Origin of the sequence: Aquimarina sediminis (assembly GCF_002895435.1) — a bacterium.
Lineage (GTDB): Bacteria > Bacteroidota > Bacteroidia > Flavobacteriales > Flavobacteriaceae > Aquimarina > Aquimarina sediminis.
The window spans coordinates 311,523-331,862 of record NZ_POYJ01000004.1 but is presented as its reverse complement, the minus strand read 5'-3'; the positions used below and the strand labels follow the sequence as shown (position 1 = coordinate 331,862).

The following is a 20,340-nucleotide window of genomic DNA, read 5'->3' as shown; positions in this document are numbered from 1 at the left end:
AGTGCTGCCACACTTCCCTTACTGATTCGATTATTAATTAACTGAGTACATAACAATCAAACTTTTCAAAAATATGAAAAAAAAGGGTAATCGTACGCCATTTTCACACGAGGCGTATCAATCAATTGCATTAAAAATGAAGCTCACGCTGGTCTTATTTAGTTTTTCAATCTTACAGATGATGGCTACTTCTGGCTTTTCGCAAGGCAAAATAGAACTTAACTTCAAAGAAACTCCAATATCAGAGGTTCTTGATGAAATTAAAAGTCAGACATCATATAAGTTTTTCTATATTAATGACGAGGTGAACCTTAGTCAAAAAACTACAATTCACGTAGGTAAAGAAACATTAGATAAAGTTTTAGAGCTCTTGTTTGATGATACTGATATTTCTTATTCTATTGTAGGGAAACAAGTGGTTTTGAAAAAAGTTACTTTACTAGATAAGAAGGTAGAATTTCAAAGAGAAATAAAAGGGAATGTTAAAGATTCTAATGGAAGTCCATTACCAGGGGCAAATGTATTAGTGAAAGGGACAACAATTGGGTCTCAGACAGATTTTGATGGTAACTTTGTGCTTAATTTACCTGATGAGAATACTATTTTGATTATCTCGTATTTAGGTTTTGAAACCACTGAAGTTGATATATCTGGTAAGGATTTTATCTCTGTTGTGTTAAAAGATGGTGCAGCACAATTAGATGATATTGTTCTTGTGGGATCTAGAAACCCCAGTCGTACAGCAACAGAAACAACAGTTCCAATTGATGTTATAGATATTACAGAAATAGCCACACAAGGACCGCAAACTTCTGTAAATGAAATATTAAATTATGTAGCTCCCTCGTTTACCTCTCAAACTCAAACTGTTTCTGATGGAACTGATCATATTGATCCAGCGTCATTACGTGGATTAGGACCAGATCAGGTTTTGGTATTGATTAACGGGAAGAGAAGGCATAATACTTCTTTGATTAATGTAAATGGTACCGTTGGAGCTGGTAGTGTAGGTACAGATATGAATGCGATTCCTACAGCGGCGATTCAACGTATCGAAGTGCTTAGAGATGGTGCTGCTGCACAATATGGGTCTGATGCTATTGCAGGAGTTATCAATATCGTGCTTAAAAAAGCGACAGGAAAATTAGATGTGACACTAACCACAGGAGCAAATTTTAGTGAAAATTCTAACCAGTTTGAAGGAGAAAGCGACGGTGAAAAAGTAAAAATAGATGCTAATTATGGGTTGGCTATAGGAGAAAATGGAGGGTATATTAATTTTACAGGATCACTCTCTACCAGAGAACCAGCATTGCGTAATAAGGATTATCAAGGTGACATTTTTAGAGGATTTCATGGGGCAGAACGAGTTTTTGCTGCTGGAGGAGGAAATGTTGCAGAAATGACATTGGCAGATTACCAAACGGCTGCACAAGGAGTTACGTATTTAGATCAGGCTACTAGAGATCAGATAGCTGCTTTGGATGTTAATAACCCAGATGATGTAGATACGTTTAGAGAACTACTAGATGTTGATGTGGATGAAAATGAATTGACTGCACGTGGATTAACACGCGAAGATTTCAGATTTAAAGTAGGAACAGCCAAATTAAGAGAAGGAAAATTCTTTGCTAACATGGCAATTCCCTTAAGTGAAGACACAGAGATATACAGTTTTGGAGGAATTAGTTACAGACAAGGATTGGCATCTGGATTCTATCGTAGACCTGCACAAGGCGATGGTAGAGCTAATACCCCAGCTTTTCCTAATGGATTTTTACCAAATATAGGAACTGATATTGTGGATAAATCTATCGCGGTAGGTATCAAAGGTAAAGTTAAAGATTGGAATGTAGATTTTTCAAATACATATGGGATCAATACTTTTGATATAACGGTGGGTAACTCTAGCAATGGAACACTAGGAGTTGCGACTCCAAGAACTTTTGATGCGGGAGCATTGAGTTTTATGCAGAATACTACCAATCTGGATATCAATAAGTTTCATGAGGATATTTTTAGTGGATTTAATGTTGCAATGGGAGCAGAGTATAAAGTCGAAAATTATTCGATTACCGCAGGAGAAGAAGCTTCATATACAAGCTATGATGTTAACGGCAATATTGTTACTAGTACTACTCCAGATGATGAGTTAGTCCGTAATAACTTTACAGGTGCAGTACTTGGGGGTGGGTCGCAAGTGTTTAGAGGATATGATCCTAATAACGAAACAGATAAATACAGAAACAGTATTGCGGGATATATTGATCTTGAGGCTGATTTTACAGAACAATGGTTAGTGAGCTTGGCAGGTAGATATGAGAGCTTTTCTGATTTTGGAGATACTTTTAATTATAAGATAGCTACACGGTATAAGATATCAGAGAACTTTTCTGTTCGTGGGGCGAATAGTACTGGATTTAGAGCACCTTCATTACACCAGCAATTTTTTAGTAGAACAAGTACGGTTTTTGTAGATAATCAACCTTTTGAGCAAGGAACCTTTACTAATGATAGTAGAGCAGCATCTCTAATTGGGATTGCAAAATTAAAAGAAGAAACCTCTGATAGTTATAGTCTTGGTTTAACAGCTAAAATCCAGAATTTTACGATTACAGCAGATGCTTATATGATAAATATCGATGATAGGATTGTATATAGTGGTAGTTTCGGAAATGGAGGAGATGCAGAATTGACTCAAATATTCCAGGATGCAGGAGCTACCAGTGCTCGTTTCTTTGTAAATGCAATTGATACAAAATCTCAGGGGATAGATGTTGTGATCTCTCATAAAGCCAATTTTGGAGAAAATGCAAGTTTAAAAAGTGATTTATCAGGAACTTTTGCAGAAACAGAAGTAGAAGAGATCAGAGTCCCAGAAAAAATTGATAATGCAGGTCAAGGAGAGAATTTCTTTGATGCTCAGGAAGAAGCATTTTTAACTTTAGCACAACCAAGAACAAAGATAAGTCTTACAAATGCACTTTCTATCGGGAAATATAATGTGTTATTGAGAAACGTGTATTTTGGCGAAGTAACAGATCCTGATGATTTTAATGGAGATCCTAGGGTAGAAGGAACTGTGGTAAGTGATGATGCAGTTTATGGTGGAAAAATAGTAACAGATCTTTCATTTTCTGCAAAGATTTTTGAAAACCTAAATATCACCATAGGAGCCAATAACCTACTAGATGTTTATCCAGATGAAAATAGGGATGGAGGAACAGCTGGAGATCAGTTTGTATATTCTAGACGAACATCACAATTTGGATACTCAGGAAGATTCTTATTTGCCAGAGTTAATTTTAGCCTATAGTTGAGTTTGTGTTGTAGTTAGTTCAATACAATGTTAAGAAAGGGGAGATGGTTTGTCTTCCCTTTTTTTGATGCTTGTATTAAACTATTTGCATGTATAGGTTTTTAAAATATCTATAAACGACAAATTTTTATTTTCGTATATTTAACTAAGGCTTTATATCTCGAAGTAGTATTAGCGCTAAAAAAAAAGTTGTAACCCCACAATTGTTAAAATATGAATTTAAAAAGAATAATTATTTTTTGCATAAGCTTAGTGTTTTTAATTTCCTGTAAATCCAAGGGAGATTCAAACAAAAAAAATCAAAATGGAGAAAGTCATACAGGAGTACCAGAATTGAGTGTTATTAGAGGAAAAGTAATTGATAGTAAAAAACAAAAAATTGCGTATGCAGCAGTAAAATTATATCTGGATGAAGATGATTGTATGAGTGCGTATACCGATGTTGATGGTTTTTTTGAACTAACAGTAGATCAATTAAGAGTTAAAGATCAAAGCCATTTTGAAGTAGTCTTTAAAGGGTATGCTATAAATATGTTGTCATTAAGAAATTTTACAGAAGACAAGCCAATTATTCTTACTAAAAAAGGGAAAATTGTGTCGGTAGCAGATTATCGTATTTTTTATGAATCTATAAAAAAATGCGCAAATAAGTAAATTATTAATTCATGTATTATTTTATCTCAATGTATGAGTGACTAATTATTATCTTTTATTGATAAGATACTTCAGCTAACATTGAAATTGAAGGATGTGGTATGTTTTAATTAGTGTTAGACCCTTTTTTTAATCTAACATACTTTTCTACGATATACCTCTTTATATTGGCTTTTTTTACTTCTTCTAACCCGTGTTGAATTAGAGTGTCTCCTTTTATTTCTATAGTAAAGGGGAATTTATGACCTCTTACGGCTTCGACTCCTGTATATTGTAACGTTTCGGTATAGGTGTCCCCTTGTAGCGTATAACTTCCGCCACCGCCATAAAAACCATCTGCGTTTATATGATCCTGATTAAAAAAAGCAAAATGATCTTTACCTATTATCTTAACAAAATCAGATGTCGACATGTCTTTAATCTGTAAAGAATCTCCCTCTTTAATTTCTCCATACACCATTTTCCAGGCTCCCTCAAGCTTAGAATCTTTAATAACGGTTTGAATAGGAGCAGGTTTGCTGTTGTTGCAGGCTATAAAAATAAAAATGCAGGCGAATAAGGTGATTTGTTTTCTCATAAAATAGTGTGATAATGCGGATAAAGTTAATTCTATTTTATTAAAAACAAAATAATTTTGCTTCTGCTGATGTCCTAAAATTCGATAGTGTTTTTTTTGACTTTTTTCTTAAATAGAAGTCACTATTAAGCTGTTTTGGATAAGATGAAGAATAGACTATTGTTTGAGTGCTAGATGCTGTTTATAGAGGTTTTAATTGTAAAAGGAAGGGCTTTTTTATAGTGTTTAAGTTAAATGAAGGATTCTTTTTTTAGATCAATCAGAATATTTATTTTCCTAAATGTGACAGTTGATTTTGATTGGTCTTTAGTTTCATGGTCTGAAAACAAGATAGAAATCCTTAATGAGTTGTTCTTTAGGTGCTTGATAAGTGGGTTTTATACTGTGCCCAGAGCGGGAGTCGAACCCGCACGCCCTAATGGACACATGGCCCTCAACCATGCCTGTCTACCAGTTCCAGCACCTGGGCAGTATAAATATCTTTTACAAGATAACATAAAACTAAAAAAGTATCGCAGATTATACGATACTTTTTAGTGACCGGGCTGGGGCTCGAACCCAGGACCCTCTCCTTAAAAGGGAGATGCTCTACCAACTGAGCTACCAGGTCATAATAATTTTACTAACATAATAATTTTAAGAACTAACTAAATAACTTTTATAGTGTAATCGTTATTTATTTCTTAGTGACCGGGCTGGGGCTCGAACCCAGGACCCTCTCCTTAAAAGGGAGATGCTCTACCAACTGAGCTACCAGGTCATGCATTTTTTTCCTTGAATGCGGGTGCAAATATACTATCATTAATTTATTAATCAAGAAGAAATTGATATAAATTTGCATTTTGTTTAAAATGATACTTATTTTGGATGGTATCTAGTAAATTTTGAGAGTATGAATATTGTTTTAATGGGGTATATGGGAAGTGGAAAATCATTGATTGGCAGGGATTTGGCAAGTAAGCTGAAATTGGAGTACCTCGATTTGGATGATTATATAGAAAATCAAGAAAAAAAATCGATTTTTAAAATTTTTGAAGAGCATGGAGAGATATATTTTAGAAAAAAGGAAACATTTTACCTAAAAACGGTATTAGATACTTTTGAAAATACTATTATTTCACTCGGCGGAGGTACACCTTGTTTTGTGGGTAATTTAGAAGCTATAAAAGAAAAAGAGAATGCAAAGAGTCTGTATTTGCACACTTCTTTAGATGAATTAACAAGGAGATTGTTTGCAGAACGAAGTAAAAGACCATTAATATCACATCTTAATACACAAGAAGAGCTCAAAGATTTTGTTCGCAAGCATTTGTTCGAACGTTCTTTTTATTATAACCAGGCAGATTATAAAATAAGTACAGACCAGAAAGATGCAAACCAGATAAGTGAAGAGAGTATCGCTGCGTTATTTTAAAATGGCAAAATCTTTGTCTCCAAATTTTACAATAATGTGCTCGTGCAAAGAGGTAGATAATGATATTCCTTTAAAATCTGCTTTAATTGGATATTTTTTGTGATTTCGATTAACTAAAACTGCCGTTTTAAACCTGGTAAGAGGGACATCAAGAAAATGTTTTACGCCATAAATGAGGGCTGTACCCGAATTAAGCACATCATCAGCTAAGACAATCGACTTATCTGTATATTCTTCTGGTTTTAGAGAAGTGTTTATAGTGTTATGAGGGGATTTCTTATTCATAGTAACCTCGCATAAGGTAACTTTGAGATCAGAAATATTTTCTACAATGTCTTTCAACCTTTGGGCAAATACAAATCCGTTTTCAGCAATCCCAGCAATTATAATTTCTTTTTCATTAACGTTGGTTTCGTATATCTGATAAGCAATACGTTTTATTTTGCGTTGTATTTGTTCGTGGGTAAGGATTATATTCTGATCGGTTTGCATGCTTTTGGATTATGAATTACTAGTATAATAGAATGGATAGACTAAAATTAATCACCATATTGCTAAAAGTAGACGAAATTTCATCTATTCTATTATGAATTTTCAAATATAAAAAAGAGTTCGGTATCTGTGCGTAGATCTATAGAATTATAACAACTTTAAGTGGTTTTTCTCTCTAAACCAGTAGAAAAAGAAGCTTGTGTCAATATTTGATTGCTCTTTGTTTGAGAAATTAAAATATTGACTTTGTGCCAACCATAATTTCTGGCTATATTTTTTTTCCAGTGATACTATTACATCAAATAAGAGACACAATGCAATAGGCGATTATTTTTTTATATTCTATATTAATTTATTCTTCTTCTTCACTGCTACCTATTGCTCCTTCTGTATGCCAATCCTCTATGTCTCTTCGATCTTTTTTGGTAGGTCTTCCAGTACCTTTTTTGCGATAGTAATCCTTAGAATACTTTAAAAGATCTAATTTTTGCAACGCTTCTTTTGGAGTGGTGTCTTTACGATAGATATCGACGAGTTTGGCTCCGATTCGACTATCAGGTGTGTCAAGTACAATAAGTTCGTAGTTAACTTGGTTTTTGCGAACAGTAATTTTATCCATAGGATAAACTTCTCTAGAAGGTTTGATAAGGTCTCCGTTTACACGAACCTTACTTTCTTTACATGCTTTTGTGGCAATACTTCTTGTTTTGAAGTATCGGATACACCATAAATATTTATCAACTCGCATAAAAAATGAATAAAATGCGTTTTTATATTAAACAATTGTGAAACAAAAGTACAAGAAAATCGTATCTTGCGCCCTCAAAAAAGTAATCAGAATGAATATAAAGAAATATATTTTTGCCATTGCGCTAATCGTAATAGCTATATCTGCATGTAAAAAAGATGATGATGTTGAGGCAACTATTGTTCCTCCTAGAGATAGAGCAGAGCAACAAGTGACTGATCATGCATTAATTGAAGAGTATTTGAAAACACATTTCTATACTCTCGAAGATGTAGATGTTAATGGAGATGGTACTATAGAATATCAAATAACAAAATTTGATACTATTGCAGGCGATAATATTGGGCAACAACCTATTATGGATTCAGAACTACTGACTTCTAAAAAGATTACACGTGAAGATGTTGAATATACGTTGTTTATATTAGGACTAAAAGACGGAGTGGGTGAACATAAACCAACGTTTGCAGATTCTACATTGATTACTTTTAGAGGAGAATTGTTTTATGGTGATGATAAATTATTTGATAGTGCGGTTAATCCTTCTTGGTTTGATTTAGGAGGTGGAGTTATAGATGGTTTTAGACAATCTATGCTTGATTTTAAAGGAGCAGCTCCTAATCCAATTATCAACCCTGATGGTTCGGTTACCTATAGTGGTTTTGGTGAATTGGTAGTTTTTATACCATCTGGCTTGGCATATTTTGCTGATGCCCGAGAAGGAGTACCTTCGTATTCGTCTCTTATTTTTAACATCCAGTTATATGATGTAAATGAATGTGATCATGATAGAGATGGGATCCCATCATATCTGGAGGATCTGGATGGAGATGAACTTGTTTTAGATACAGGTGATGATACAGATAGCGATACAGTGCCAAATTATGTTGATACAGATGATGATGGAGATGGTACACAGACCAAAGACGAAATCACAGTAAATGATCTTAATGGTGATGGATTTATAACCCTAGATGAAATTACTTTTTATGATGATGATGGGGATGGTATAAAGAATCATCTGGATCCTGACGATATTGATTCGAAAAATGAGTAAAAAAAAACTCCGGTAAATCTTTACCGGAGTTTTTTTTTATAAACCAAGATCTATAAATCTAAAGCAATTCCGATAATAATCTGATTGGGTCTAGTGTCTACTCTTATATCTTCATCTATAGATTCTGCACGATTTTTGCTAAGACCACGTTCATAGCGTATGTCAATATTGAAGCGTTCTAGTTGTAGACCCGCTCCAAATTGAAGTCCAACTGTAAAATCGTTTTTTACATCTCCTAGTCGTACATCTTCAAGGTCATTTTCTACAATATATTGTAGTGCAGGTCCCCCAAAAATGTGAATAGGTCCTAGAACAGAAACTCCAACAAGTATGGGTAAATCTAATTTTTTGATATTATACTCCAGACTTTTTGTATCTGTATTATACATACTATTGTTGACGGCATATTGCAACTCTGGTTTTAGATAAATCTGATCAGTAAGATTCCCTCTTAAAAATACGCCCAAATGGTAGCCTACGCGGTCATCTACAGATGTATTAACAATATCGGTAGCTTCAATTTTGCCGTTGTCACCATAATTTAAACCAGCTTTAACTCCAAAGGCTACTCTTTTCTCTTGTGCAAGTATGGTGCAAAAAGTGAATAGCATCAAAAAAACAAATGTATTTTTCATTGTAAAATGATTTACTTTAAAAGATTAATAAAAAAAATGATTTTGGTTTAAGGCTAGTGTGTGTAAAACGATTTTCTTTCTTTTTTATTTCTCTAAGCAACAAAAGAGCCTTCTAAAATAAATTAGAAGGCTTTCTGTACATGCATAAAATAATATTATTTCCTTTTTATAACTTTAAGTGCGGCTTTTGTGATAGAATCTGCATTTAAACCATACTTTTCCATAAGTTGATCCGGTGTTCCACTCTCTCCAAAAGTATCATTAGTTGCAATAAACTCTTGCGGAGTTGGAGAATGCTGTGTTAATACTCTAGAAACACTTTCTCCAAGACCACCTAGGATGTTATGTTCTTCGGCAGTAACTACACATCCTGTTTTCTTTACCGAGGCTAAAATAGCTTCGTCATCCAGAGGTTTTATAGTGTGAATGTTTATTACTTCGGCACTAATTCCTTGTTCATTTAAAGATTCTGCAGCTTTTAGAGCTTCCCATACCAGATGCCCAGTAGCTACAATAGTTACATCTGTTCCTTCTTGCAATAAAATTGCTTTTCCTACTTCGAATTTCTGATCTTCAGGAGTAAAATTAGCAACTTTAGGTCTTCCAAAACGCAAATAAACAGGACCGTCATGATCTGCAATAGCAATAGTGGCAGCTTTAGTTTGGTTGTAATCACAAGTGTTGATCACTGTCATACCTGGTAGCATCTTCATTAGACCGATATCTTCTAAGATTTGATGGGTAGCACCATCTTCACCTAAGGTTAAACCAGCATGAGAAGCGCAGATTTTTACATTCTTACCGCTATATGCTACAGATTGACGTATTTGATCATATACTCGTCCAGTAGAAAAGTTAGCAAATGTCCCTGTAAAAGGAATTTTACCACCAATTGTTAATCCTGCAGCAATACCAATCATATTAGCTTCTGCAATTCCTATTTGAAAAAAACGCTCAGGGTTATTTTCTATAAAAGCATCCATTTTTAATGAACCAATTAGATCGGCACATAATGCTACTACGTTTTCGTTTGTTTTACCAAGTTCTTCTAAACCAGCTCCAAAACCAGAACGTGTATCTTTCTTTCCAGTATCTATATATTTTTTCATTTGTATTCTAATTTTGGGTAATTTAATAATCTCCTAAAGTTTCAGGGTTTTGTGCTAATCCTATTTCTAACTGCTCATCATTAGGAGCCTTCCCATGCCAAGCATGTGTATGCATCATAAAATCTACTCCATTTCCCATTACAGTATGTAGTAGAACACAAACGGGTTTTCCTTTTCCAGTTCTATTTTTTGCCTCTTTTAATCCTTCGACAACAGCAGAAATGTTGTTTCCTTCTTTGATTTCCATAACATCCCATCCAAAAGCTTCGAATTTGGCTTTCAAGCTTCCCATAGCAAGAACATCATCAGTAGAACCATCAATTTGTTGACCATTTAAATCAATAGTAGCAATGAGGTTATCTACTTTTTTTCCAGAAGCATACATTATTGCTTCCCAGTTTTGACCTTCCTGAAGCTCTCCATCACCATGCAAACTGTACACTAGATGAGAATCGTTATTTAATTTTTTGGCTTGTGCTGCTCCTAAGGCAACAGACATTCCTTGTCCTAAAGACCCTGAAGCGATACGTATTCCAGGAAGCCCTTCATGAGTCGTAGGGTGCCCTTGTAATCTACTGTTTATAAGTCTAAAAGTATTTAGTTCTTCTACAGGGAAATAGCCACTTCGAGCTAATACACTATAATAGACAGGAGAGATATGACCATTAGACAGGAAAAAAATATCTTCGCCGATACCATCCATGTTAAAATCATCTTTTCTATCTAAAACTTCTTGATACAAGGCAACAAAAAATTCTGTACAGCCCAGAGAACCTCCCGGGTGACCAGAATTAACTTTATGTACTTGTCGTAGTATATCTCTACGAACCTGCGTTGCAAAATCCTCTAATTGTTTTGTTTTTGGCATTATGATGCTGATTTCATGATAATAAAGCCCCAAAAGTACAGGTTTTGTATAGGGTGACAAAATGTAAAGACCGCTTTTAATTAAGAAACTGTTGTTAATAACAAAAAGTTTTAGAAAACCTTAGTTGATCAATGTAACTTTAGTTAGTTATCTTTGCGCTCGATCAAACAATGACTATGCAATTTGACCTTTTATCCAAAGACCCTGAAAGTAGAGCTAGGGCAGGAAAAATAACCACAGACCATGGGGTTATAGAAACTCCTATTTTTATGCCGGTGGGAACAGTGGCAACTGTAAAAGGAGTACATCAGAGAGAATTAAAAAATGATATCAACCCTGATATCATTTTAGGAAATACATATCACCTGTATCTAAGACCTCAAACTCCAATTTTAGAAAAAGCAGGAGGGTTACATAAATTTATGAATTGGGATCGAAATATTCTTACAGATAGTGGAGGGTATCAGGTTTATTCTTTGTCTGCAAATCGAAAAATTAAAGAAGAAGGAGTAAAGTTTAAATCCCATATAGATGGCTCTTACCATGTGTTTACTCCAGAAAATGTAATGGAAATTCAACGTTCTATTGGAGCTGATATTATAATGGCTTTTGATGAGTGCACACCGTACCCTTGTGATTATAATTATGCCAAAAGAAGTATGCATATGACACATAGGTGGTTGGATAGATGTATGCAACATTTAGAAAAAATTCCAGTTAAATATGGGTATGATCAGGCTTTTTTTCCAATTGTACAAGGAAGTACCTATAAAGATCTGAGAAAGCAATCTGCAGAATATATAGCAAATGCCGGAGCAGTAGGAAATGCCATAGGAGGGCTGTCAGTAGGGGAGCCAGCAGAAGAGATGTATGCAATGACAGAGGTGGTTACAGAAATATTACCAGAGGATAAACCAAGATATCTAATGGGAGTAGGAACACCTATTAATATTTTGGAAAATATTGCTTTAGGGATTGATATGTTTGATTGTGTGATGCCAACTCGTAATGCCCGTAATGGTATGTTGTTTACCGCACATGGAACAATAAATATGAAAAATAAGAAATGGAAAGATGATTTTTCTCCGATTGATGAAATGGGAATTACTTTTGTCGATACAGAATATTCTAAAGCATATTTAAAGCATCTGTTCTCTGTAAATGAATTATTAGGGAAACAAATAGCAACAATACATAATTTAGGCTTCTATTTATGGTTGGTTCGAGAAGCAAGAAAACATATTTTAGCCGGTGATTTTAACTCCTGGAAAAATATGATGGTTAAACAAATGAATAAAAGATTGTAAGTTGAAAATACTAGATTGGTACATATTAAAGAGATATCTGGGGACATTTTTTACAATGATTCTTCTATTTATTCCTATAGGAATAATAGTCGATCTTTCTGAAAAAATCGATAACATGTTGGAACATAAAGTCCCTGTTAATGCTGTTATTGGGTATTATTTGGATTTTACGGTGTATTTTGCAAACTTATTGTTTCCTCTTTTTGTATTTCTCTCAGTAATTTGGTTTACATCCAAACTGGCTAATAAGACCGAAATTATTGCATTTCTTAGCTCTGGAGTTTCTTTTTGGAGATTTCTTAGACCCTATATGATTGGAGCAATTATTATTTGTCTTGGAGCATTAGCAATGGGGTTGTTTCTAGCTCCCAAAGCTAGTCAGGGGTTTAATGAGTTTAAGTATTCTTACCTTAAGAAGGGAAGGAAAGTACAGGAAACCAAAAATGTATACAGGCAGCTTAATGATAGTATGTATTTATACGCCAGTAATTTTAAGCCAGTTGATAAATCCGCTACCAATTTTACTTTAGAATGCTTTGATGGGAATCGATTAAAAACTAAAATCTCTGCCAGTAGTATAGTGTTTAAAGATAGCGTTTATGAGCTTAAGGGTTATGTAAAACGTATTGTGCTTAAGGATAGAGATATTATTGAAAAAGCAAGGACAAAAGATACCATATTACCATTTAATATAGATGAATTTACTCCGGTTACCTATGTGGCTGAAACCCTTAATTATGCTGAGTTGAGTAAGTTTATTGAAAAAGAAAGTAAAAGGGGGTCATCTGATATCAATAGATATAAAGTAGTAGCGTATAAACGATGGAGTATACCCGTGTCGGCTTTTATTCTTACAGTAATTGGGGTGGCAGTTTCCTCTATGAAAAGACGCGGAGGGATGGGAGTCAATCTTGCTGTTGGTATATCTTTAGCATTTGTTTTTATCTTTTTTGATAAAGTATTAGGAACATTGGCAAATCAATCAGATTTTCCACCAATAGTTGCAGTTTGGTTTCCTAATATTTCTTTTGGGATTTTAGCTATTTATCTTTTATATAATGCCAAACGCTAAACTTTTAAATTACCTGCATTTACATTTTATTGTATTTGTATGGGGGTTCACCGCTATTCTTGGTGAATTGATAACAATCGAAGCATTACCCTTAGTATGGTATAGAATGCTTATGGCTTCTGGATTTGTTTACATTTATATTTATTTAAAAAAAATATCCTTAACAATTTCCAGAAGATTATTCTTTACTCTTCTTTTTGCAGGAATAGTAATCGCATTGCATTGGATCACTTTTTTTGCAGCAATAAAGGTTTCTAATATATCAATAACCCTGGCAGTATTATCTACAGGAGCTTTCTTTACGTCAATTTTTGAACCTATTTTTTATAAAAGAAAAATAATTTGGTACGAAATTTTATTTGGAATTTTGGTAATTGTGGGATTATATATTATTTTTAATGTAGAAGGCGATTATAGTATGGGGATTCTATATGCTTTATGTTCAGCTTTTTTGTCTTCTGTTTTTTCTTTAGTGAATGGGAAAGTAGCGCAAAAGTACAATCCGTCAATGATTTCTTTCTATGAATTGTTAAGTGGAGTTGGGATTGTGACAATTTATTTATTAGCAATAACGATTTTTGGAGAAAGTAATGAAGGGTTTTCAGTATCATTTTTCCAATTATCAATGTCCGATTGGATGTTTATGCTGTTGCTGGCATCGGTATGCACAGCATATGCTTTTATAGGTTCTGTAAAGGTGATGAAATACTTAAGCCCTTATACAGTCATGCTTACAACCAATCTAGAACCAGTATATGGGATACTATTGGCTTTCTTTATTTTTGGAGAATCAGAAAAAATGAACCCGCAATTTTACTATGGTGCAGTCATTATTCTCAGTACCGTAGTTTTGAATGGAATATTTAAAAATGCTAAAAAAAGAAAAAGACAAGCAACTTTGCATAACATTACGAAGTAAAGTTTTTATATTTGTCGGCTAACCCTAGTAATATTAAAATATATTCTTGATATGGAATATTTAGATTTTGAACTGCCCATTAAAGAGCTTGAAGAGCAATTTGAAAAAGCTTGCGCCATTGGCGAAGAAAGCGAGGTTGACGTTACAGATACCTGTAAACAAATCGAAAAGAAACTAAAAGAAACCAAAAAAGAAATATACAAAAACCTTACACCTTGGCAACGAGTACAGCTGTCAAGACATCCTTCTAGACCTTATACTTTGGATTATATTGATGCAATTTGCGGAGAATCTTTCCTAGAATTGCATGGAGATAGAAATGTTCGCGATGATAAAGCTATGATTGGTGGTCTGGGTAAAATTGGAGACCAAAGTTTTATGTTTGTCGGTCAACAAAAAGGATATAATACTAAAACCAGACAATATCGTAATTTTGGAATGGCGAATCCCGAAGGATACCGTAAGGCGCTTCGTTTAATGAAAAGTGCAGAGAAATTTGGACTACCCGTTGTAACTTTTATTGATACACCAGGAGCTTACCCTGGTTTAGAAGCAGAAGAAAGAGGTCAGGGAGAAGCTATTGCTCGTAATATCTTGGAAATGACTAGACTCAAGGTTCCAATAATTGTTGTAATTATTGGTGAAGGTGCTAGTGGTGGAGCACTGGGAATTGGAGTAGGAGATAAAGTATTAATGCTGGAAAATGCATGGTACTCTGTAATTTCTCCAGAAAACTGCTCATCAATTCTATGGAGAAGCTGGGATCAAAAAGAACAAGCAGCTGAAGCATTAAAACTTACAGCAAAAGATAGTGTAAGCCATAAAGTAGTAGATGAAATCGTTAAAGAACCTCTAGGGGGAGCACATAGTGATAGAGAATCTACCTTTAAAGCAGTAAGAGACAAAATTTTAACATCTTTTGAAGAATTAAAAAACTTATCACCAGAAGAATTGGTCGAAAAGCGAATGGAAAAATATGCAAATATGGGAGTCTTTAAAGGATAGACCCTAAAGAATCACATACTACCTTAATCTGAAGTTTAGGCTTCAGATTTTTTTTATGCTTATTAACAATTAAATAAACTTATTAACAGTTCTTTTGTTGAAGACCGGTGAACATTCGTATCTTTATACGTAGGTGCATCTCTTTACAATTTTTTTACATTCGTAGTCATGGAAAAAGTACAGCAAACTCAGCAAAAAAATTACGGTCGGGGGAACGTAATTGCGCTGGAAAAAGGAAAAATACCTCCTCAAGCAGTTGATTTAGAGGAAGTTGTGCTTGGAGCGATGATGATTGATAAAAAGGGAGTCGATGAAATTATCGATATACTTAATCCCGATGTTTTTTATCGTGAAGCACATCAATACATCTTTGAAGCTATATTCAAACTCTTCGAAAACTCTGAGCCAATAGACTTATTAACGGTTTCTACTCAACTAAAAAAAGATTCAAAATTAGAGTTGGCTGGAGGCGATTACTATTTGGTGCAATTAACCCAAAAAATAGCATCCTCAGCACATATAGAGTTTCATGCAAGGATTATTCTTCAGAAATATATTCAGCGAAGTTTGATTAAAATTTCAAACGAAATTATCGAAGAATCTTATGATGAGACCACAGATGTATTTGATCTTCTGGATATGGCAGAATCAAGACTCTATGAGGTAACTCAAGGAAATATTAAACGATCCACAGAGTCAGCCCAAAACTTGGTTATACAGGCTAAGAAAAAAATCCAGGAAATATCTAATAAAGAAGGAATGAGTGGAGTGCCTTCTGGATTTGATAAACTGGATAAATTAACCTCAGGATGGCAACCGAGTGATTTGATCATTGTAGCTGCACGTCCAGGTATGGGTAAAACTGCTTTAACTTTATCTATGGCTAGAAACATGGCGGTAGGAAGTAATATTCCGGTTGCATTTTTCTCTCTGGAGATGTCATCAGTTCAATTAATTACACGTTTGATTTCTTCTGAAACGGGGTTGTCATCAGAAAAACTGCGTACAGGTAAACTAGAAAAGCACGAATGGGAACAACTTAATGTAAAAGTAAAAGATCTCGAAAAAGCCCCACTGTTTATTGATGATACACCATCATTATCAATTTTTGACCTTAGAGCAAAAGCACGCCGTCTTGCATCGCAGCATGGTATTAGGATGATTGTAATTGATTACCTTCAATTAATGACGGCAGGAGGAAGTGGTAAGAATGGAAACCGTGAACAAGAGATTTCTACAATTTCTCGTAACCTCAAAGCCTTGGCAAAAGAATTAAATATTCCGGTAATTGCCTTATCTCAGTTATCACGTGCTGTAGAGACTCGTGGGGGAAGCAAAAGACCACTACTTAGTGATCTTCGTGAATCTGGAGCGATTGAGCAAGATGCCGATATTGTAGCGTTTATCTTTAGACCCGAATATTATAAAATAGATGAATGGGATGATGAAGAAAGATCATCTACTCAAGGACAAGGAGAATTTATTGTTGCAAAACACCGTAATGGTGGTTTAGAAAATATTAGGTTAAAATTCATTGGTCACTTAGGTAAATTTGATAACTTAGATGATTTTAGCACCCCTTTTGAGTTTCATTCTAAAATGAATGATGGTAAAGAAGAAGACGAATCGTTTAGTACAAGTCATCTTCCTAGTGCAGATGAAGCTTTTGGGAGTAGCATTAATGACTCTAGTAATGATGATGACGAAGTACCTTTTTAAAATAGAAAAAATAGTAAGGAATAGCCTAAGAATACGAAAAAGGAAGTGTAACCCTTTACTCACTATACTGGTTTTTTTGTTTACATTCCAATCCTATGCATCTTATGTATTATTACCAATGGATGCAGAAAGCCAACAGAATCATCTAAAAGCCTATGGGGTTACATACTGGATATTAAGTAAGGATCTTAAAGTAAAATGGTTACTCAATTATAGAGGAGGATCTTTTCTTTTGCCAGATACAGAAGAGATTAGAAAGGAATGTACCATTAGAGGAGTATCCTACGAAGTACTTAGTGATGCTAAAACTAATGAGGTTCTTGAAGAAATTAGCAGCCCATCGCAGAATATGGAAGCCGTAATTTTAGAAAAGGCACCAAAAATTGCGGTATACTCCCCAAAAGGAAATCAACCCTGGGACGATGCCGTTACTATGGTGTTAACCTTTGCCGAGATTCCTTATGAAACGATTTATGATACAGAGGTGCTAGAAGATAATCTGATCTTATATGATTGGTTGCACTTGCATCACGAGGATTTTACAGGGCAATATGGTAAGTTTTATGCCTCTTATAGAGCAGCACCTTGGTATATTCGAGAAAAAGCAGCTGCAGAAAAATTAGCAAATACCTTAGGGTATCAAAAAGTTTCTCAAGAAAAACTGGCAGTAGCATTAAAAATCCGTGATTTTGTTGTGGGAGGAGGGTTTATGTTTGCGATGTGTAGTGCAACAGATAGCTTTGAGATTGCACTTGCTTCAGAAGGAGTGGATATCTGTGAACCCATGTTTGATGGTGATCCTAGTGAGCCAGGATACCAATCTAAAATCGATTATAATAAAACTTTTGCGTTCAAAAACTTTACGCTAGAGCGTAGCCCTAACGTTTATGAGTTTTCGTCTATTGATATGACTAGAAAACGGCGTATTTCTAAAACAACTGATTATTTTACCCTTATGGATTTTTCTGCAAAGTGGGACCCAATTCCGACGATGCTTTGCCAGAATCATACTGCACTAGTCAAAGGGTTTATGGGGCAAACTACGGCATATAACCCTAATGAAATAAAATCTAATGTGTTGATTCTAGGAGAAAATAAGACTAATTCTGAAGCCCGTTATATTCATGGAATCAAAGGAAAAGGATTTTTTACTTTTTATGGAGGTCATGATCCCGAAGATTATACCCATAGAGTAGGAGATCCAAAAACAGAATTAGAGTTGCATCCTAACTCACCAGGATATCGCTTGATATTAAATAATGTGCTCTTTCCTGCTGCCAAAAAGAAAAAGCAGAAAACTTGATCAATCGATTAATTCTATAGCATAAGTACTAATCACTGTTTACAGGGATAAACATACTCATCTCTTTTTATAGCTTTGTATATGCTTTATGGTTGAAATAAAGCAAATTATGACAATATGGTAAAAAAAGTATTGATGATATTGGTTGCAATTTTTATAGTACTAGCTTCATTGGGTGTTTATGGGGTATATCGTTTTTTTAATCCATTCGGAGAATTAGTAAGTAAAGAAAAATCAGATTCTTATTTCTACTCAAGGGATGGTGAAGGAATTATTTTTAGCCCTATGGGGAACTGGTTTTCATTAGGAAAACACGAAATGAATGTAGACCTAGAAACTTTTCAAGTTTTAGGGAGAGACTATGCAAAAGATCAGGAGCATGCATACTTTAAATCAAAAATAATTGACTTTGGAGTAGATGTACCTTCTTTTAACGTGAAAGCAGGATATGTTCCTATGGATAAAAACCATGTATATATTCTTATAGATAATTATTATTATATAAGTGATTCTGGTAAGGGGTTCGAAATATTAGAAGATGCAGATCCTAACACCTATGAGCAGTTAAATTATGATTTTGCAAAGGACAAAAAATTCATTTTTAGAAATAATAAAAAGTTTAATGAAGTAGATCATGAGTCTTTTGAAATTGTAAATAACCAGTTTTGTAAGGATAAAAATGGTGTGTATTATTATGAATACCAACAACCATTACATAAAATAGAGGCAAAGGTTTCTCATGTTGTTGATTTGACTTCTTATTGTGTTAGAGATGATGAGTTTGTATATATTCATGTCAATAAAATTGATCTTGATATTAAAGATGCAATAGTTCGTATTCCTTTCCAAGATGCAGATCAAATATATTTTTATAATGATAATTCTATTGTTAGAATTGATGATAAAATTTATTTTAAAGGCGAAATCCTAGAAGAAGCTAATGTGTCAACTTTTGAAGAAATAGGATACGGATATGTAAAAGATGACAATTTTGTTTTTTTTCAAGGACAAATTGTTGAAGGTGCAGATCCACACACTTTTAAATATAATGACAAAAACTATACTTTCACCGATAAGAATCATACCTACGAAGCAGGAGTTGCGGTAAAAAAATGAAAGGATAGCGATGATTTCTTGTTAGTTCGTAGTTTAAATTCGACTAATGTGTTTTGAAATTTAAAAACACCATCTAATTATGAAAGGATTACTATTAGCACTATTGACAGTTGTGACTATAATTTCCTGTAAGCAGGAAGTAAAATCAGAGAAAGAAATTACTGTAAAGGAAGAAGTTAAAGAAGAAACTGTTCCTGATAGATCTAAGGACTTTCCTGAAGATATAGCAGCGATCTTTACCGCCCATGGAGGGATAAAAGCTTTTGATCAGATGAATACTTTGATCTTTGAAATTGCTAAGCCCAATGGAAATGAAAAACATACTACAGACCTTAAAACCCGATTTGCCCGTGTCGAAACAGATAAATTTGTATTAGGTTTTGATGGCAAAGAAGCTTGGTTAGAACAAGATTCTACATATTTTAATGGTAATCCTCGTTTCTACCATAACCTGATGTTTTATTTTTATGCAATGCCGTTTGTGTTAGGAGATGATGGGATTTCGTATAAAAAAGTAGATGATCTTATAGTAGATGATATAAGCTATCCTGGTTATAAAATATCCTATGGAGAGGATATAGGAGACTCACCAAAGGATAATTATTTTATTTATTATGATAAAGAATCTCAAAAGATGAAATTTTTGGGATATACAGTAACCTTTTTTAGTAAAGAAGAAAGCCAAAAGATAAGTTTAGTAGAATATACTGACTGGAATGATGTAGAAGGGTTGTTACTTCCTAAAACGCTTAAATGGAGAGTGTATAAAGATGGAATAGTAGGAGAAGTTAAAAGTGAAGTTAATTTTGTAAACGCTATAGCAAATAAACAAAAACCTTCTTCCTCTTTATTTAATAAACCTAAGATAGAAAAAAGTACAACTTTATAATAGATTTATATTTGATATAAACCCCATCAATTAGGTATTGATGGGGTTTAGTATTTCCATATTTTTTTGATAAAAATCACATTGTCTTTTTTAGAATATGATAATTTCTATTCGATATTATATCTTGATAATAAGTA

The 20,340-nt window shown here is 34.0% G+C and carries 18 protein-coding genes and 3 tRNA genes; 12 read left to right on the top strand and 9 right to left on the bottom strand.

The window, feature by feature from the left end; all coding sequences use genetic code 11:
• Positions 1–73 precede the first annotated feature (73 nt).
• Both C1X07_RS12325 and C1X07_RS12320 read left to right on the top strand, forming a co-directional pair.
• Positions 74–3,316 carry a TonB-dependent receptor gene (locus C1X07_RS12325; RefSeq protein ID WP_164914150.1) on the top strand — a complete coding sequence of 1,081 codons (3,243 nt, stop codon included), beginning with the start codon at positions 74–76 and terminating at the stop codon, positions 3,314–3,316.
• A 216-nt stretch (positions 3,317–3,532) separates the two neighbouring features.
• Positions 3,533–3,973, top strand: coding sequence for a hypothetical protein (locus C1X07_RS12320; RefSeq protein WP_128755264.1), 441 nt, complete (start codon positions 3,533–3,535; stop codon positions 3,971–3,973).
• Between the two features lie 106 nt (positions 3,974–4,079).
• Here C1X07_RS12320 and C1X07_RS12315 read toward each other — a convergent pair whose 3' ends face one another.
• From C1X07_RS12315 to C1X07_RS12300, 4 genes are all read right to left on the bottom strand, one after another.
• Positions 4,080–4,550, bottom strand: coding sequence for a hypothetical protein (locus tag C1X07_RS12315; RefSeq protein ID WP_103070312.1), 471 nt, complete (start codon positions 4,548–4,550; stop codon positions 4,080–4,082).
• Positions 4,551–4,935: 385 nt separating this feature from the next.
• Positions 4,936–5,019: transfer RNA gene (locus C1X07_RS12310), tRNA-Leu, on the bottom strand.
• Positions 5,020–5,087: 68 nt separating this feature from the next.
• A tRNA-Lys gene (locus C1X07_RS12305) sits at positions 5,088–5,160 on the bottom strand.
• Positions 5,161–5,237: 77 nt separating this feature from the next.
• Positions 5,238–5,310, bottom strand: a tRNA-Lys gene (locus C1X07_RS12300).
• A gap of 132 nt (positions 5,311–5,442) precedes the next feature.
• Between C1X07_RS12300 and C1X07_RS12295 the strand changes: the two genes are divergently transcribed.
• Positions 5,443–5,964: a shikimate kinase gene (locus C1X07_RS12295; protein ID WP_103070311.1), complete on the top strand. Its 522-nt coding sequence runs from the start codon at positions 5,443–5,445 to the stop codon at positions 5,962–5,964.
• Here the strand turns inward: C1X07_RS12295 and C1X07_RS12290 are convergent.
• Positions 5,956–6,456 (bottom strand): phosphoribosyltransferase family protein, encoded by a 501-nt coding sequence (locus C1X07_RS12290; RefSeq protein ID WP_103070310.1) that lies wholly within the window; start codon positions 6,454–6,456, stop codon positions 5,956–5,958. The genes C1X07_RS12295 and C1X07_RS12290 overlap by 9 nt on opposite strands.
• Positions 6,457–6,808: 352 nt before the next feature.
• Complete coding sequence (locus tag C1X07_RS12285; RefSeq protein ID WP_103070309.1) at positions 6,809–7,204, bottom strand: RNA-binding S4 domain-containing protein; 396 nt, start codon at positions 7,202–7,204, stop codon at positions 6,809–6,811.
• A gap of 91 nt (positions 7,205–7,295) precedes the next feature.
• Here C1X07_RS12285 and C1X07_RS12280 point away from each other — a divergent pair, with 91 nt between their 5' ends.
• The gene (locus tag C1X07_RS12280; protein ID WP_103070308.1) at positions 7,296–8,261 is read left to right on the top strand and encodes an FKBP-type peptidyl-prolyl cis-trans isomerase; all 966 of its coding nucleotides are present in this window, start codon (positions 7,296–7,298) and stop codon (positions 8,259–8,261) included.
• A 50-nt stretch (positions 8,262–8,311) separates the two neighbouring features.
• Here C1X07_RS12280 and C1X07_RS12275 read toward each other — a convergent pair whose 3' ends face one another.
• The 3 genes from C1X07_RS12275 to C1X07_RS12265 form a co-directional block, all read right to left on the bottom strand.
• Positions 8,312–8,896 carry a porin family protein gene (locus tag C1X07_RS12275; RefSeq protein WP_103070307.1) on the bottom strand — a complete coding sequence of 195 codons (585 nt, stop codon included), beginning with the start codon at positions 8,894–8,896 and terminating at the stop codon, positions 8,312–8,314.
• Positions 8,897–9,051: 155 nt separating this feature from the next.
• Positions 9,052–10,005, bottom strand: a complete 954-nt coding sequence (locus tag C1X07_RS12270) for a transketolase family protein (RefSeq protein WP_103070306.1) — start codon at positions 10,003–10,005, stop codon at positions 9,052–9,054.
• Positions 10,006–10,027: 22 nt separating this feature from the next.
• The gene (locus tag C1X07_RS12265; protein WP_103070305.1) at positions 10,028–10,873 is read right to left on the bottom strand and encodes a transketolase; all 846 of its coding nucleotides are present in this window, start codon (positions 10,871–10,873) and stop codon (positions 10,028–10,030) included.
• Between the two features lie 176 nt (positions 10,874–11,049).
• On the opposite strand from C1X07_RS12265, the gene tgt reads away from it, so the two are divergent.
• The 8 genes from tgt (at position 11,050) to C1X07_RS12225 (ending at position 20,203) form a co-directional block, all read left to right on the top strand.
• On the top strand, positions 11,050–12,180 hold the full coding sequence (gene tgt / locus C1X07_RS12260) for a tRNA guanosine(34) transglycosylase Tgt (RefSeq protein ID WP_103070304.1): 1,131 nt from the start codon (positions 11,050–11,052) through the stop codon (positions 12,178–12,180).
• Between the two features lies 1 nt (position 12,181).
• The gene (locus C1X07_RS12255; protein WP_103070303.1) at positions 12,182–13,252 is read left to right on the top strand and encodes an LptF/LptG family permease; all 1,071 of its coding nucleotides are present in this window, start codon (positions 12,182–12,184) and stop codon (positions 13,250–13,252) included.
• Entirely contained in the window at positions 13,239–14,171 is a 933-nt protein-coding gene (locus C1X07_RS12250; protein ID WP_103070302.1) for a DMT family transporter, read from the top strand. The genes C1X07_RS12255 and C1X07_RS12250 overlap by 14 nt, the downstream gene beginning before the upstream one ends.
• Before the next feature lie 51 nt (positions 14,172–14,222).
• Positions 14,223–15,176 (top strand): acetyl-CoA carboxylase carboxyltransferase subunit alpha, encoded by a 954-nt coding sequence (locus tag C1X07_RS12245; protein WP_103070301.1) that lies wholly within the window; start codon positions 14,223–14,225, stop codon positions 15,174–15,176.
• Between the two features lie 168 nt (positions 15,177–15,344).
• Complete coding sequence (dnaB, locus tag C1X07_RS12240) at positions 15,345–16,895, top strand: replicative DNA helicase (RefSeq protein WP_103070300.1); 1,551 nt, start codon at positions 15,345–15,347, stop codon at positions 16,893–16,895.
• The gene (locus C1X07_RS12235) at positions 16,876–18,198 is read left to right on the top strand and encodes an asparagine synthetase B (RefSeq protein ID WP_394335669.1); all 1,323 of its coding nucleotides are present in this window, start codon (positions 16,876–16,878) and stop codon (positions 18,196–18,198) included. Before dnaB ends, C1X07_RS12235 begins: the two co-directional genes overlap by 20 nt.
• Positions 18,199–18,315: 117 nt before the next feature.
• Positions 18,316–19,314 carry a DKNYY domain-containing protein gene (locus C1X07_RS12230; RefSeq protein ID WP_103070299.1) on the top strand — a complete coding sequence of 333 codons (999 nt, stop codon included), beginning with the start codon at positions 18,316–18,318 and terminating at the stop codon, positions 19,312–19,314.
• Positions 19,315–19,393: 79 nt separating this feature from the next.
• A complete protein-coding gene (locus C1X07_RS12225) occupies positions 19,394–20,203 on the top strand; it encodes a DUF6503 family protein (protein WP_103070298.1) in 810 nt (269 codons plus the stop codon).
• Positions 20,204–20,340 lie beyond the last annotated feature (137 nt).

What these genes read in the sequence shown, in the direction of transcription:
- C1X07_RS12295 (WP_103070311.1), top strand. Translation starts at nt 5,443, where the DNA reads ATGAATATTGTTTTAATGGGGTATATGGGAAGTGGAAAATCATTGATT.
- C1X07_RS12270 (WP_103070306.1), bottom strand. Translation starts at nt 10,005, where the DNA reads ATGAAAAAATATATAGATACTGGAAAGAAAGATACACGTTCTGGTTTT.
- C1X07_RS12275 (WP_103070307.1), bottom strand. Translation starts at nt 8,896, where the DNA reads ATGAAAAATACATTTGTTTTTTTGATGCTATTCACTTTTTGCACCATA.
- C1X07_RS12280 (WP_103070308.1), top strand. Translation starts at nt 7,296, where the DNA reads ATGAATATAAAGAAATATATTTTTGCCATTGCGCTAATCGTAATAGCT.
- C1X07_RS12250 (WP_103070302.1), top strand. Translation starts at nt 13,239, where the DNA reads ATGCCAAACGCTAAACTTTTAAATTACCTGCATTTACATTTTATTGTA.
- tgt (WP_103070304.1), top strand. Translation starts at nt 11,050, where the DNA reads ATGCAATTTGACCTTTTATCCAAAGACCCTGAAAGTAGAGCTAGGGCA.
- C1X07_RS12285 (WP_103070309.1), bottom strand. Translation starts at nt 7,204, where the DNA reads ATGCGAGTTGATAAATATTTATGGTGTATCCGATACTTCAAAACAAGA.
- C1X07_RS12235 (WP_394335669.1), top strand. Translation starts at nt 16,876, where the DNA reads ATGACGAAGTACCTTTTTAAAATAGAAAAAATAGTAAGGAATAGCCTA.
- C1X07_RS12265 (WP_103070305.1), bottom strand. Translation starts at nt 10,873, where the DNA reads ATGCCAAAAACAAAACAATTAGAGGATTTTGCAACGCAGGTTCGTAGA.
- C1X07_RS12320 (WP_128755264.1), top strand. Translation starts at nt 3,533, where the DNA reads ATGAATTTAAAAAGAATAATTATTTTTTGCATAAGCTTAGTGTTTTTA.
- C1X07_RS12245 (WP_103070301.1), top strand. Translation starts at nt 14,223, where the DNA reads ATGGAATATTTAGATTTTGAACTGCCCATTAAAGAGCTTGAAGAGCAA.
- C1X07_RS12225 (WP_103070298.1), top strand. Translation starts at nt 19,394, where the DNA reads ATGAAAGGATTACTATTAGCACTATTGACAGTTGTGACTATAATTTCC.
- C1X07_RS12325 (WP_164914150.1), top strand. Translation starts at nt 74, where the DNA reads ATGAAAAAAAAGGGTAATCGTACGCCATTTTCACACGAGGCGTATCAA.
- C1X07_RS12315 (WP_103070312.1), bottom strand. Translation starts at nt 4,550, where the DNA reads ATGAGAAAACAAATCACCTTATTCGCCTGCATTTTTATTTTTATAGCC.
- C1X07_RS12230 (WP_103070299.1), top strand. Translation starts at nt 18,316, where the DNA reads ATGGTAAAAAAAGTATTGATGATATTGGTTGCAATTTTTATAGTACTA.
- dnaB (WP_103070300.1), top strand. Translation starts at nt 15,345, where the DNA reads ATGGAAAAAGTACAGCAAACTCAGCAAAAAAATTACGGTCGGGGGAAC.
- C1X07_RS12290 (WP_103070310.1), bottom strand. Translation starts at nt 6,456, where the DNA reads ATGCAAACCGATCAGAATATAATCCTTACCCACGAACAAATACAACGC.